This window comes from Pseudomonas sp. MAG002Y (genome assembly GCF_019400845.1).
Classification (GTDB): Bacteria; Pseudomonadota; Gammaproteobacteria; order Pseudomonadales; family Pseudomonadaceae; genus Chryseomonas; species Chryseomonas luteola.
In genome coordinates this window covers 20,954-34,626 of sequence record NZ_WOEJ01000023.1, presented here as the reverse complement: position 1 = coordinate 34,626, position 13,673 = coordinate 20,954, and the positions used below count along the sequence as shown (strand labels likewise).

Genomic DNA, 13,673 nt, shown 5'->3' with positions numbered 1-13,673 from the left:
ACAGGTCCCACGCCAATAACTGGCTAAACTTCACGGCAGAACATTGAGTACCTCGTAACAGGCTCCCATGGTGTGGTAGTCGACCTTTCCGGCCGGACTTTTTTCGTCGGAATACTTAGTATTTCGACGGTCGAGGATGCGCCACCAAGCGCCATACTCGTGATCAATGAAATGCTCCCAACTATAGTGCCAGAGCTGTTCATATTGTTTCCAATATTTACCGTTGCCGGTGCGCTCGGCAAGCAAGGCTGTAGCCGCCAAGGCCTCGGCCTGAACCCAGAAGTACTTGTCTGGATCACAAACGCTGCCATCCGGAGCGAACCCGTAATATAGGCCACCATGTTCATGATCCCATGAGGTTTTCCACGCGGCATCAAACAGCTCTGCAGCACGTGGCGCCAACCATGTCTGGGGACGATGGCGCTCGAGAATCAGCAAGAGCTTGGCCCACTCGACCTGATGTCCAGGCTGGAAACCCCAAGGGCGGAACAGGTTGGCAGGATCATCTCTGTTGTAATCCCAATCGATGCTCCAATCCTGATGGTAATGCTCCCAGATCAACCCGCCTGATACATCCTGAGCAACCTCAGCGCTTTCCTGGCTAAGTGCTGCCTGGCGCTGAGTCATGTTGAGTGCAAGCGTTTCGGCGCGGTCCAGATAGCGGGACTCTTGTGTCGCCTCATAGGCAGCCAGAAGCGCCTCGCAGGCATGCATGTTGGCATTTTGTCCACGATAGGAGGAAACCTCGGACCAGTCGGCACTGATCTCATCACAGTACAGACCTTCTTCTTCACGCCAAAAATGACGCTCGAAGGTATCCCACGCTTCAGCCAGCCATGCTCTGGCCTCCTCGACTCCTGCCATGACGCCGTGAGAGTACGCCAGGATAACGAATGCCAGACCATAGGCATGATTGGTGCCGTCTACTACTTTGTCGCCCTTCAGTAGCCAGGCGTAGCTGCCATTGGGCTGCAGATGCTTTTCCCTTAGAAAGCGAAGCCCGTGCCGAGTGGCGCCCAAGTATTCAGCGTTGCCAAACTGCCGATAGGCCATTGCAAAATTGAAGACGAAACGGGTACTGGAGACAAGATGGCGCGTCTCTCGGTCGTAGATATCGCCATTGTCACGGAAGAACTGGAAAAACCCGCCCTGCTCGTCGATGCAGCGCGGATAGTAGAAAGCCAGCGTATGCTGGATATGATCCAGCAGAGTGTCACGTTGACGGAAGTCTGGAAAGTTCATACGAAGTCCCTTAGGCAGGAAGCGGCGAAGTCGCCATCATGGCGCGAACGTCATCAAGCGTCGGCGCATAGGCCCCCGATTTCTGGCAAGACACCGAGGCACAGGCAGCTGCGAAAAGTAGTCGCTCTTCCAGTGATGCGCTTGAAATGATCCCTGACGCCAACCACCCCGCCATACAGGCGTCACCGGCACCTACGGTGTCCGCCACATGAATCGGAATACCAGGCTGAGTCCACTCCCCCTGGCTGGAAAGCAGCGTGATACCCTTGGCACCCTGCGTATAGAGGATGTTGGCCTCTGGATTCATGTCTCGCAGGCGGCTCAAGCCCTGTTCAGGCGTTAGTCCGGGATAGATATTTTCCAGGTCTTCGTCAGAAAGCTTGATGTCGTCTGCCAGCCTCACAAGGGTTGGAAAGATACGACGACAGTAGTCATCGCCCATCAGGTTTCGCCAGTTGGGGTCGTAGCTGATACGTTTACCTGCTGCCTTGGCCTTTTCTGCCTGTTCAAGCAGTTTGGAAGCCAACGGCTCACGGGCCAGACTGATGCAGCTGAAGTGGCAGAGTTCAGCAGCCTCGAGCCAGCCTTGCGGCAACGCATCCGGATCAAAGGCTAGATCCGCCTCCCCAGCAAAGAAATACCGAGGTGGATTGCTGGACGGCACTACTGCCACAAGCGGATCAGCTTCGACCCGCTGCAGAAAACGCATATCCAGTCCGGACACCTGAGACTGCTCATGAATCTCATCGCCTAGAGAATCCAGGCTGATTGACCCCGCAAACGCAGCGGGTACGCCCAGACGCGCCAGCGTCCGGGCAACATTCCACGGTGCACCGCCTGGATGGCCTTGCCACTGTCCGGGTGAATGCTGGACCAGATCGGTCAAGGCCTCTCCAAAAACCACCACACGTGGCAATGTCATAACTTTCTCCTAAGCGATACGAGCACCTGAAGCAGGTTCGAATAATACGAGACGCTCTACATCAAGCTCTAGCGTTACGATTGATCCGATTTCAGGAGTGTCGACTGGCGCTACTCGGCAACACACCTGGACGCCATTGACCTCGACATAAACCAGAGTGTCGGGACCTGTTGGCTCCACGACCTGCACTCGGGCGCTAACCAATGGCAAATCGCCGATCTGACCACTGCGAATACAGATTTGCTCAGGCCGAATCCCTAAAATTGCTTCGCGACCGTCTGCCAAAGCGGTTTGAAGCATGGGTAGAGCAATAGCGGTGCGCTCGCCGTGCCCCTGCAAACGCACCACAGGGCGCCCACTTTCCTGCTCCAGCGCAACAGGAATAAAGTTCATTGGCGGAGAGCCAATAAAGCTGGCCACAAAGAGGTTGGCAGGATTGTTGTAGATTTCCTGGGGGGTACCAAACTGCTGAACTTCACCGTCTTTCATGACTGCGACACGATCGCCCAGCGTCATGGCTTCGATCTGATCGTGGGTAACGTAGACCGTTGTGGTTTTGAGCCGCTGATGCATGAGCTTGATCTCGGTGCGCATTTCCACACGCAACTTTGCATCAAGGTTTGAGAGCGGCTCATCGAACAGGTAGAGCTTGGGGCGGCGCGCCAGTGCGCGTCCCATGGCGACACGTTGTTGTTGCCCACCGGATAGCTGCGAGGGTTTGCGCTCGAGCAGATGCTCGATCTGCAAAAGCTTGGCGACACGGTCCACTTCCGCCGCGATCTGGTCAGCAGGTGTCTTGCGGATCTTCAACCCAAAGGCGATGTTTTCCCGCACTGTCATGGTCGGATACAACGCATAGGATTGAAATACCATGGCGATATCGCGGTCCTTGGGCTCGACCGTAGTGACATCCTCACCACCCAGCATGATGGCCCCGCTGGAAATATCTTCCAGGCCAGCGATGGCATTCATCAGCGTAGACTTACCGCAACCGGAAGGACCAACCAGGATCAGGAACTGCCCGGTCTCGATACTGATGTTGATACCTTTAAGCGCTTCCTGAGCAGCGTTGCCGTAGGTCTTGCGGACATTTTTAAGTTCTAGTGCGGCCATGATTGTTCTTATCCTTTGACGACGCCCGAGGTCAGACCACGGACGAAATACTTGCCGGCGAAGATGTAAACGAGCAGTGTCGGCAGCGCCGCAATCATCGCAGCGGCCATATCAACGTTGTATTCCTTGGCCCCGGTACTGGTATTGACGAGGTTGTTGAGCGCTACCGTAATCGGCTGCGCAGAGCCGCTGGCGAACACTACGCCAAACAGAAAGTCATTCCAGACCTGAGTGAATTGCCAGATCAGGCTTACCATCACGATAGGGGTGGAAAGCGGCAGCAGGATCTTCCAGAAGATGGTGAAGAAGCCTGCACCATCGAGACGTGCCGCCTTGATCAGGGCATCCGGAATACCGACGTAATAGTTCCGGAAGAAAAGCGTTGTGAAGGCCAGACCGTAGATGACGTGAACCAGCACGAGTCCGGTCGTGGTATTGGCCAGACCCAGCTTGCCCAAGGTGAATGACATTGGTAACAGAATGACCTGGAACGGGATGAAGCAGCCGAACAGCAGCATGCTGAACAATACGTTCGAGCCCTTGAAGCTCCACTTCGACAAGGCGTAGCCGTTAAGCGCACCGATGAAAGTCGAGATGATGACGGCAGGAACCGTGATCATGAAGGAGTTCCAGAAGTACTCGTGAACCGTACTCCAGGCCTTTATCCAGCCAATGAGTGTCCAGTCTACGGGTAACGTCAGCAGGTTACCGGTGCGCACGTCATCCGGTGTCTTGAAGCTGGTTAACAGCATGACTACCAGTGGCACGAGATAGACAGCGCAAGCCACCAGAAGCGTAGTGTGAATTGCAATGCGGTTGAAAGACCAGCGCTTGCTGTGGGAAAGATCAGCCATGACGCTTGCTCCGCAGTTCGGAATAAAGGTAAGGCACCAGGATGGCAAGCACCGCGCCAAGCATCAGGACGGAGCTGGCCGCCCCCAAGCCCATTTGCCCGCGTGTAAAGGTGTGTTGATACATGAAGACCGCAGGAAGGTCGGATGAATAACCGGGTCCACCGGCGGTCATGGCCATTACCAAGTCAAAGCTCTTGATCGCAATGTGCGACAGGATCATCACGGCACTGAAAAAAACAGGTCGCAAACTGGGTAGAACGATGCGCAGATAAATCGTGGGCAGCGAGGCTCCGTCGATTTGTGCGGCACGAATGATGGCACTATCCACGCCGCGTAAACCGGCCAGGAACATTGCCATGACAAAGCCGGAGGCCTGCCAGATCGCAGCGATCAGCAAGCAATAGATGACCCTATCCGTATCAACAAGCCAGTCAAAGCGGAAACCTTCCCATCCCCAGTCGCGCAGGAGCTTGTCCAGGCCTAACCCTGGGTTGAGCAGCCACTTCCAGGCGGTACCGGTAACGATCATCGATAGCGCCATGGGATAAAGATAAATGGTGCGGATAAAACCTTCGCGTCGGATGCGTTGATCCAGCAGGATGGCGAAGAACACGCCGATGATCAGGCAAAGCAGGATAAACATCCCGCCAAAGATGGCCAGGTTTTTACAGGCCACCAGCCAACGGTCGTTAGCCAGTAGGCGTTCAAACTGGGCAAGACCTGCAAAGTTATACACCGGCATGAAGCGGGACGTAGTCAATGAGATCACGGCCGTCCACAGCATATAGCCGTACAGGCAAACAATCATTGCCACCGCGGTAGGGGCCAGAACCAGCTTGGGAAGCCATTTCTGGAGGCGGTCAGGCTTTCGTACAGACGTGCTGGTACCTGTGCGCATGATTTGCACTTCGCTTAAAGACATCGAAGAACTCCTGATCCAACCCGTAGGTTGGTATTTGCATCAGGACCGGGCGTCTTGCAACGCCCTGCCCTTACTGCATTACTGCGCCGCTTTGATGGAGGCGACCAGTTGTTCGGTCGCCTTTTTGGGGTCGGCGCTTGGATCGTTGAAGAAGTTGGTGATCACATCGAAGACAGCGCCCTGGATATAGCTGGTGTTGGCCATGCTATGCGCCAGGCTTGGCTCCGCTTTGCCCGAGTCGTTGGCTGCCTGGAAATCCTTCATGGACTGTTTGGCACAGTCATCGAACTTCGCCATGTCGATATCATTGCGAACAGGAATCGAGCCTTTGTTCAGGTTGAAGACTTCTTGGAAAGGCTTGTCGATGACAGTACGGGCCAAGTCATCCTGGGCTTTCCTGTTTGCCTCGTCCTTGAGCTTGAACATGGCCAGGGAATCGATGTTGTAGATGAAGTCACCCTGAGTGCCCGGCATGACTACGCACAGGTAGTCCTTGCCAGCAGTCTTGTTTGCAGCCGTAAACTCGGCCTTGGCCCAGTCGCCCATAATCTGCATACCGGCCTTGCCATTGATGACCATGGCGGTAGCCAGGTTCCAGTCACGGCCCGCTGCATCTGGGTCGATGTAATTGCGAATACGCTTGAAGGTCTTGAACACTTCAACCATTTTGTCGCTGCGCAAAGTGTCTTCGTCAGTTTCGACAAATGCCTTGTGATAGTCCTCTGGCCCCATCATGGCCATGACCAGCGACTCGAAAATGGTGGTGTCCTGCCAGTTCTGACCGCCGTGGGCAATCGGGATGATGCCTGCTGCCTTGAGCTTGTCTGCAGCCTCGAAGAACTCATCCAGCGTCGTTGGCACCTTGGCGCCCGCTTTCTGGAAGGCCTCAGGGTTTATCCAGAGCCAGTTGATGCGATGAACACCGGCGGGAACGGCGACGTAATCACCATCATGCTGCATGGTTTCAGCGATGCGCTTGGGCATGATGCTGTCCCATTTTCCGGCCTTGGCGATGTCGTTCAGGTTGGTAAGAAAGCCCATGTCAGCCCACTCCTGAATGTCGGGGCCTTTGAGCTGTGCTGCAGAAGGAGGATTGCCAGAAACCGCACGGGTTTTCAGAACGGTCATCGCGGCCTCACCGGCACCGCCGGCAACCGCGAAATCCTTCCAGGTATCGCCCTGCTTTTGCATCATTTGCTTGAGGGTATCGACAGCCCGAGCTTCACCACCTGAAGTCCACCAATGCAGGACTTCCACTTCACCCGCCTGGGCGGTTAGGGGTAATTGGCTCAAGCAGGACAAAGAAACCGCGAGGGCGAGACGATTGAGTGCTTTCATGATCAGTGACCTTGTTGTTTTTATAAATCTGATCGGAGTCTAGCCAGCCCTTGGCCAGCGTGGGTAACGAAGGGAATCATTAATGTCACAATGCCGTTACATTAGGCGGCTTTTGTAGATATCGATCACAATTTTACGCTACTCGTTTCAGGACGCCTCTAGCGCGGCAACGTCAGCGTGACCCGCAGGCCCCCTTCCCGACGATTGCGCAAGACCACCTCCCCCCCATGGGCATGGGCTAAATTACGCGCAATCCCGAGCCCCAATCCGTATCCCTGCTGTTGACCTGTCAGGCGGACATGCGGTTCGAAAACCTGCTCTAAATCCTTTTCTGGCACCCCTGGGCCTTCATCGTCGACATGCAACATGAATACCTTGCCATCATCCTCCACCGTCAAGTGCGCCCGATTACCGTATTTCAGCGCGTTGTCGAGTACATTGCCGATACAGCGCTTCAAGGCCAGCGGCTTGCCGGGATAGAGAGCTACCGCCTCACCTTGCAACGTCGCTCGAGGCTGCTCACCGGCCTGGTAAGGCTCGACGATATTGCTCAGCAGGAGATTGAGGTCTACCGACTCGATGTTTTCGTGAATATCGGTGTCCTTGACGCACTGCAGTGCTCCCTTGACTAGCAGATCCAGTTCGTCAAGGTCTCGATTGAAGCGCGCCTGCAATGCCTCATCCTCCAGTAACTCGGCACGGAGCCGCAGCCGGGTGATAGGGGTCCGCAGATCATGGGAAATCGCACTGAAAAGCTGGCCCCGCTCGGCCAGGTATCGACTGATACGATCACGCATGGTGTTGAAGGCGCGTGTGACTTCCTGAATTTCACTCGCCCCGACTTCAGGAAGGGGTTGAACCTGTGCCTCCAGCGAAAGCTCACGTGCCTCTTGCGACAAACGTTTAAGCGGCCGGCTCTGCCAGTGGATGAGCAGGCCGATGAACAAGAGCAGAAAAGCGCTGCTGAACAGGATGAACCAAGCCTGCTGCAGAGGCAGGAACGGCTCATCCAGGGTGAGATAAGGGGCTGGCATCAGTGTCCCGATGTAGACCCACTCCTCCGGACCTATTCGTATCTGGGTGACCAGAATGGGCGGATCTAGTGGTTCAAAGCTGAGGACGTAGTGCGCCCAGGAGCGTGGCAACTCATCCAGGGAAAGATTGCCATTGAACAGGCGCAGGTGCTTGGGGCTGACAAACTCCACATACATCGGCATCCCATTGCCGAGACGCTCCCGCAAGACTGACTCCACAGCATGAAGTACCGCCTGCTTGCCAGGCGAATCGGGCAGCGGCTCCATGATCAAGGGCTTTTCATTAAGCGATACGAAAAACCGTGTACCGCCCATATTACGCAACTGCTCCAGCACTACCGGACGATACGCCGGCGGTAGCAGACTGAAGTAACGCACGCTGGCCGCAATGGAGTAACCAAGGCTGCGCGAAGCGTTCAGCAGACCTTCCATTCGGCTGGCACGCAAGTGCGATATCCAGAAGAGGCTGGAAACGCCCTGGGCCAGCAGAACCGCCAGCAGCGTAAGCAACAGCATTCTTCCCAACAATGAGTGCGGTACCAGCCGCTGGAGTGCCTTAAAAAACATCAGCGGTCGGGCCATGCACCTGCGCCGCCAGAAGGTAGCCACTGCCGCGTACCGTGCGAATCAGTCGAGGCGATTTCCCGGTGTCACGCAGCCGTTGACGCAAGCGGCTGACGGCCATGTCCACGATGCGGTCAAGCGGCATGACTTCACGCCCCCGCGTCGCGTTGGCAATCGTGTCACGGTCAAGTATTTGCTGGGGATGATCTAGAAACAGTTTGAGCAGAGTGAAATCAGCGCCGGACAGAATGACCTCTTCTCCGTCCTGGTGGAACAGCCTGTGCGTGACAGTATCAAGACGCCATTCATCAAACACCAATGTGTGTCCCGACTTGGCGTCACCAAAACCTGCGCGCCGGAGAAGCGCTTTGATCCGCGCCTGTAATTCCCGCGGACTGAATGGTTTTCCAATGTAATCGTCAGCGCCCAATTCAAGGCCAATCACACGATCTGCCTCATCGGAGCTGGCAGTCAGCATGATGATAGGTACTTGAGAGATGGAACCACTCAGCGCCCTGACCCAACGGCAAAGACTGAAGCCGTCCTCACCCGGCAGCATAACATCCAGTATCAGAAGATCAGCCGGCTCGGCTTTAAGCGCAGTACGAAATCCGTAGCCGTCTGCCACAGCCCGAACGCTAAATCCGGCACGGCTCAGATAAGCCTCAAGAAGCTCACGAATGTCCTGATCGTCATCGACCAGCAGGATGGATTTACCCATCGGCGTCATAGCGTTATCCCTTGTCTTTTTTATTATTGCCCTGGTGTCGAAGCATGCACGACACCAGGGGGAACGCCAAGAGGTGAAACGCGGTATTACTGACCGTTCAGGCTTTGCTGCAAGGCAACCCCTGCGCCAAACAAGCCAGGGTACTCGGCGGTGACCAGCCAGGCAGGAATATCCTGAAGGTAGGCACTGCTCGTCTTACCCTTGTCCGCAAACGCCTTGGCAAAGGCGCCGTTCTGGAAGCGCTCAACAAATCGCGGCAGAATTCCACCGGCGATATAAACGCCACCCAACGCACCTAAGGTCAGCGCAGCATTACCAGCCACACGGCCCAGCCATACGAAGAACTGCTCCAGCACCTCGTCGGCATAGGCGTCACCGGACAGCGCCATTTCACAGATCTCGGCAGCGGTCACGCACTTCTCTTCGCGGCCATCCAGTTCACAGCTGGCCTTGTAGAGATTCACCAGGCCATTGCCGGAAATAATACGCTCCGCCGACACGTGGTTACCAAACTGGCGCTTCAAGATTTTCCAAATTTCGAACTCACGTGGCGTGCCGATCGGCAAATCAACGTGACCGCCTTCGCTGGAAAGTACCATCCAGCGGTCATCCCCGATCGGCAGCAGACCGGCCACACCCAAGCCAGTCCCCGGCCCGATGATCAGACGTGCCCGATTGGCATGCGCCGCTCCCTCACGGACCTGAACGCAATGCGCTTTGTCCAGCTTAGCTACAGCCCAGGCCATTGAGCTGAAGTCATTGATCAGAAGCAGGTGAGTCAGACCAAGCTCAGCGCAGAAACGCTCGCGGCTGATAACCCAGTGATTATTGGTAAAACGGAAGTCACCCTCGCCTACCGGCCCCGCGCAGGCGAGACATACGGAGTGGATATCGTCAAGAGCGACACCGGTACGCTTGAGGTATTCACGCACAGCATCTTCGGGACGCTCGAAATCGGCACACGCCATCACCTCGATCGCATCAAGCTGCTGGTCACGCCACAATGCGAAACGGGCATTCGTGCCCCCGATATCCCCTACCAAAGCCAAATTCATTTCAGCGCCTCCAGGCTGGATGTAAATGCACTCGCACCCTTTTCGGCGGTGCTCATTGCTTGCCGCATGAACGCAAAGAGTTCACGTCCCGTTCCAATTCCCATGCCTTGCGGGGGCGCCACCTGCTCCCGAGCATTCCACTCGGCAGGATCAACCACCACGATCAACTCTCCGGTTTGTCCATTGACACGCACCAGATCACCGTCACGTACTTTCGACAACGGACCGCCATCGATTGCCTCAGGGCATACATGGATAGCCGCTGGCACCTTGCCGGATGCTCCAGACATACGTCCATCAGTCACCAGAGCGACCTTAAAGCCTCGATCCTGCAACACGCCCAGGTAAGGCGTCAGCTTATGTAACTCCGGCATACCAAGGGCCTTGGGTCCTTGAAAGCGGACCACCGCTACAAAATCGCGGTCCAGCTCACCTGCTTTGAAAGCATTAGCAAGCTCGGCTTGATCAGCAAATACTCTAGCAGGCGCTTCTACGATCTGGTGATCAGGCGCTACGGCAGATACCTTCATGACCCCACGGCCAAGGTTGCCATCCATCACACGCAAACCACCTTCAGGGCGGAACGGGCGCTCGACCGGACGCAGGATTTCCTCATCCAAGCTCGCCACAGGTCCTTCACGCCATGTCAATGTGCCATTCTCCAAGAATGGCTCCTGCAAGTAACGACGTAATCCATGACCCATGACGGTGTTCACATCTTCATGCAGCAAACCGGCATCCAAAAGGGTGCGAATCAGGAAATTGGTGCCACCAGCCGCATGAAAATGGTTCACATCCGCCTTGCCGTTGGGGTAAACCTGCGCCAGCGTTGGAACGACAGCCGACAGATCCGCCATATCCTGCCAAGTTAGTTCGATACCAGCCGCCTGTGCGATGGCGGGAATATGCAGGGTATGGTTGGTAGAACCACCGGTTGCATGCAAGGCCACGACCGAGTTGATAATGGCTTTTTCGTCAACGATTTTGCCCAACGGGATGAAATTACCGTTCTGCTGGGTGATACGCGTTACCTGACGGGCCGCCTCACGGGTCAGCTCATCACGCAAAGGCGTATAAGGATTCACAAAGGACGAGCCTGGCAGATGCAGGCCCATCACTTCCATAACCACCTGATTGGTGTTAGCTGTACCGTAGAACGTGCAGGTGCCCGGGCTGTGATAAGACTTCATTTCCGACTCAAGCAACTCCTCACGGGTTGCCTTACCCTCGGCGAACAACTGGCGTACCCGGGCTTTTTCCTTGTTGGAAATGCCTGAAGGCATTGGACCACCCGGCACGAAAACGAATGGCAAATGACCAAAACGTAGAGAGCCAATCATCAGGCCAGGAATGATCTTGTCGCAGATGCCCAGGCACAATGCGGCATCGAACATATTGTGGGACAGTGCCACAGCGGTGGACATTGCGATGACTTCACGGCTGAGCAGGCTGAGCTCCATGCCTGCTTCGCCCTGGGTTACGCCGTCACACATGGCTGGCACCCCACCGGCGAACTGACCAACGGAGCCTATTTCGCGCAGAGCATCTTTGATGATCTGGGGGAAATGTTCGTAAGGCTGGTGCGCAGACAACATGTCGTTGTAAGACGAAACGATAGCGACGTTAACCTCATCCATAAGGCGCAGACGTTGCTTGTCCGCAGGACCGCATCCGGCTACGCCGTGGGCAAAGTTGGCGCATTGTAGCTTGGCACGCTGAGGGCCTTCGCTCGCAGCTGCCCGGATCATTTCAAGGTAGCGCGTACGCGTAGGACGGCTACGCTCAATGAGACGCTGTGTAACTTCAAGGACGCGAGGATGCATGGTTCCGATTCTCCAGGCAGGCGAAAAATTTGTTGTTTTTAAAACAAATTTGATCTGAGTGGCTATTATTCCTCTCAAAATACGCGATAGTGTAATTGTTTTTACAACAAATCCTGCCAGAACGAGGTTTCAAATATGAGCATTCGTATTGCTATCAATGGTTTCGGGCGTATCGGCCGTAATGTTCTTCGTGCGCTTTACTCCGGAAATTATCGTCAGCATATGCAGGTTGTCGCCATCAATGACTTGGGTGACGCGTCCATTAATGCCCATCTCCTGGAATTCGACAGCGTGCATGATCGTTTCAATGCTGAGATTTCCGTTGATGAGAACAGCCTGACCGTGAATGGCGACCGTATTGCGGTATCCGCCATCCGAAATCCGGCAGAGCTTCCCTGGAAAGACCTGAATGTTGACGTGGTGTTCGAATGCACCGGTCTGTTCACCAGCCGCAGCAAGGCGGCGGCTCACCTGGACGCAGGTGCTTCCAAGGTCATTATCTCCGCACCTGGTAAGGAGGTTGACGCCACAATTGTTTATGGTGTGAATGACAATATCCTGCGTCAGTCCCACCAGATCATTTCCAATGCGTCCTGCACAACCAACTGTCTGGCCCCGGTCGCTCAGGTCCTGAACCGTGAGTTGGGTATCGAGCATGGTCTGATGACCACGATCCATGCCTATACCAATGACCAGAACCTGTCGGATGTCTATCATTCCGACCCCTTCCGTGCCCGCTCGGCTACTCAGTCGATGATTCCAACCAAGACCGGTGCGGCTGAAGCCGTGGGTCTGGTGCTGCCAGAGCTGGTCGGTAAGTTCAGCGGCATGGCTGTACGTGTGCCGACTATCAACGTGTCGCTGGTCGACCTGACCATTCAGGTTTCCAAGACAGCAGATGCCAAGACAATCAATGCCTTCATGAAAGCGGCCAGCGAAGCCTCGCCGGTATTGGGTTATAACGACCGTCCACTGGTGTCGATCGACTTCAACCATAACCCGCTGTCCTCAATCTTCGATGCCAACCACACCAAGGTCACCGGCAATTTGGTGAAGGTCATGGCTTGGTACGACAACGAGTGGGGATTCTCCAACCGTATGCTCGATACCTGTCAGGCACTGGTAAACGCTCCGGCGTAACACAGAACCTGACACAGACGAATCGGCCGGATCATCTCCGGCCGATTTTCATTATAGCGGCTATTGCCTCATTGCTCTTCCCGATCCTCTCCCATCGGATCGATGGCCTCTTCCAGACGCAGATCGTTAAAATCGATCTTGAGTCCGGTCTCCATGACATCCAGCTCCGCCAGTAATGTCCGAAAACTGGTCTCCTCTGCCGGCTTGGCTGTTGTTTCGGCAGGCTCCGGTGACATGACTGACGCATCTTCTGCTGCCAGCGCGTGATCGTCGAGAACAGGTTCTGGCTCGAACTCCATCTCCCGAATAGCGGCCAGCGTTGGCAACTCATCCAGGCTTTTCAGGTTGAAATAATCCAGAAACGCTCTGGTAGTGGCAAACATGGCCGGGCGGCCCGGCACATCACGATAGCCAACCACGCGAATCCATTCGCGCTCAAGCAATGTCTTGACGATCTGGCTGTTGACTGCAACACCACGCACTTCTTCGATTTCACCACGGGTGATTGGCTGTCGGTAGGCAATCAGCGCCAAGGTTTCCAGAAGCGCTCTCGAATAACGCGGCGGACGCTCATCCCAAAGACGACCGACCCAGGTTGAATACCGCTCCTTGACCTGCAAGCGATAACCGCTGGCCACTTCCTTGAGCTCAAAACCTCGCTTCTTGCACGAGCCGGCCAGCACAGCGAGTCCATCGCGTAACTGCTTGGGCTCGGGCCGTTCATAATCATCGAAGAGTTCCGCGAGGCGTTCCAGCGTCAGCGGTTTACCGGCAGCCAGCAGTATTGCTTCGAGCAGAGGCGCCAGTTCTTTAGGGTCGGAAACATTCATGGCGCGCATCTTAAAGAGGTTGTTGCCAGAGCAGAAGTCACCCTGAAGAATTTCCGATGATCTTATCCAGATGTCCATATCTGTGGGGCACTTGTCATTGCAGACA

Annotated in this window: 12 protein-coding genes; 1 reads left to right on the top strand and 11 read right to left on the bottom strand. The window is 55.3% G+C overall.

Translation table 11 applies throughout. The features are described 5' to 3' along the window. Positions 1–30: 30 nt before the first annotated feature. From GM154_RS23305 to edd, 10 genes are all read right to left on the bottom strand, one after another. The gene (locus GM154_RS23305) at positions 31–1,242 is read right to left on the bottom strand and encodes an AGE family epimerase/isomerase (RefSeq protein ID WP_219653532.1); all 1,212 of its coding nucleotides are present in this window, start codon (positions 1,240–1,242) and stop codon (positions 31–33) included. Between the two features lie 10 nt (positions 1,243–1,252). After that, the gene (locus GM154_RS23300) at positions 1,253–2,164 is read right to left on the bottom strand and encodes a carbohydrate kinase (protein WP_219653531.1); all 912 of its coding nucleotides are present in this window, start codon (positions 2,162–2,164) and stop codon (positions 1,253–1,255) included. A 9-nt stretch (positions 2,165–2,173) separates the two neighbouring features. After that, complete coding sequence (locus GM154_RS23295; RefSeq protein ID WP_219653530.1) at positions 2,174–3,277, bottom strand: ABC transporter ATP-binding protein; 1,104 nt, start codon at positions 3,275–3,277, stop codon at positions 2,174–2,176. A gap of 8 nt (positions 3,278–3,285) precedes the next feature. After that, entirely contained in the window at positions 3,286–4,131 is an 846-nt protein-coding gene (locus tag GM154_RS23290) for a carbohydrate ABC transporter permease (RefSeq protein ID WP_010798445.1), read from the bottom strand. Then, positions 4,124–5,053, bottom strand: a complete 930-nt coding sequence (locus tag GM154_RS23285; RefSeq protein WP_010798446.1) for a carbohydrate ABC transporter permease — start codon at positions 5,051–5,053, stop codon at positions 4,124–4,126. Before GM154_RS23285 ends, GM154_RS23290 begins: the two co-directional genes overlap by 8 nt. Positions 5,054–5,131: 78 nt before the next feature. Then, the gene (locus GM154_RS23280; RefSeq protein WP_010798447.1) at positions 5,132–6,391 is read right to left on the bottom strand and encodes an ABC transporter substrate-binding protein; all 1,260 of its coding nucleotides are present in this window, start codon (positions 6,389–6,391) and stop codon (positions 5,132–5,134) included. A 158-nt stretch (positions 6,392–6,549) separates the two neighbouring features. Beyond that, entirely contained in the window at positions 6,550–8,007 is a 1,458-nt protein-coding gene (locus GM154_RS23275; RefSeq protein WP_074826720.1) for an ATP-binding protein, read from the bottom strand. Beyond that, the gene (locus tag GM154_RS23270) at positions 7,982–8,719 is read right to left on the bottom strand and encodes a response regulator (RefSeq protein ID WP_010798449.1); all 738 of its coding nucleotides are present in this window, start codon (positions 8,717–8,719) and stop codon (positions 7,982–7,984) included. The genes GM154_RS23275 and GM154_RS23270 overlap by 26 nt, the downstream gene beginning before the upstream one ends. A gap of 86 nt (positions 8,720–8,805) precedes the next feature. Then, a complete protein-coding gene (locus GM154_RS23265) occupies positions 8,806–9,774 on the bottom strand; it encodes a glucokinase (protein ID WP_010798450.1) in 969 nt (322 codons plus the stop codon). Further along, positions 9,771–11,597, bottom strand: a complete 1,827-nt coding sequence (edd, locus tag GM154_RS23260) for a phosphogluconate dehydratase (RefSeq protein WP_219653529.1) — start codon at positions 11,595–11,597, stop codon at positions 9,771–9,773. The genes GM154_RS23265 and edd overlap by 4 nt, the downstream gene beginning before the upstream one ends. A gap of 135 nt (positions 11,598–11,732) precedes the next feature. Here edd and gap point away from each other — a divergent pair, with 135 nt between their 5' ends. After that, complete coding sequence (gene gap, locus GM154_RS23255; protein WP_010798452.1) at positions 11,733–12,737, top strand: type I glyceraldehyde-3-phosphate dehydrogenase; 1,005 nt, start codon at positions 11,733–11,735, stop codon at positions 12,735–12,737. Between the two features lie 68 nt (positions 12,738–12,805). Here gap and scpB read toward each other — a convergent pair whose 3' ends face one another. Further along, positions 12,806–13,567, bottom strand: coding sequence for an SMC-Scp complex subunit ScpB (gene scpB, locus GM154_RS23250; protein WP_219653528.1), 762 nt, complete (start codon positions 13,565–13,567; stop codon positions 12,806–12,808). Positions 13,568–13,673 lie beyond the last annotated feature (106 nt).

Excerpts from the sequence above, each read along its gene's own strand:
- GM154_RS23305 (WP_219653532.1), bottom strand. The coding sequence starts at position 1,242 with ATGAACTTTCCAGACTTCCGTCAACGTGACACTCTGCTGGATCATATC.
- GM154_RS23300 (WP_219653531.1), bottom strand. The coding sequence starts at position 2,164 with ATGACATTGCCACGTGTGGTGGTTTTTGGAGAGGCCTTGACCGATCTG.
- GM154_RS23295 (WP_219653530.1), bottom strand. The coding sequence starts at position 3,277 with ATGGCCGCACTAGAACTTAAAAATGTCCGCAAGACCTACGGCAACGCT.
- GM154_RS23290 (WP_010798445.1), bottom strand. The coding sequence starts at position 4,131 with ATGGCTGATCTTTCCCACAGCAAGCGCTGGTCTTTCAACCGCATTGCA.
- GM154_RS23285 (WP_010798446.1), bottom strand. The coding sequence starts at position 5,053 with ATGTCTTTAAGCGAAGTGCAAATCATGCGCACAGGTACCAGCACGTCT.
- GM154_RS23280 (WP_010798447.1), bottom strand. The coding sequence starts at position 6,391 with ATGAAAGCACTCAATCGTCTCGCCCTCGCGGTTTCTTTGTCCTGCTTG.
- GM154_RS23275 (WP_074826720.1), bottom strand. The coding sequence starts at position 8,007 with ATGGCCCGACCGCTGATGTTTTTTAAGGCACTCCAGCGGCTGGTACCG.
- GM154_RS23270 (WP_010798449.1), bottom strand. The coding sequence starts at position 8,719 with ATGACGCCGATGGGTAAATCCATCCTGCTGGTCGATGACGATCAGGAC.
- GM154_RS23265 (WP_010798450.1), bottom strand. The coding sequence starts at position 9,774 with ATGAATTTGGCTTTGGTAGGGGATATCGGGGGCACGAATGCCCGTTTC.
- edd (WP_219653529.1), bottom strand. The coding sequence starts at position 11,597 with ATGCATCCTCGCGTCCTTGAAGTTACACAGCGTCTCATTGAGCGTAGC.
- gap (WP_010798452.1), top strand. The coding sequence starts at position 11,733 with ATGAGCATTCGTATTGCTATCAATGGTTTCGGGCGTATCGGCCGTAAT.
- scpB (WP_219653528.1), bottom strand. The coding sequence starts at position 13,567 with ATGAATGTTTCCGACCCTAAAGAACTGGCGCCTCTGCTCGAAGCAATA.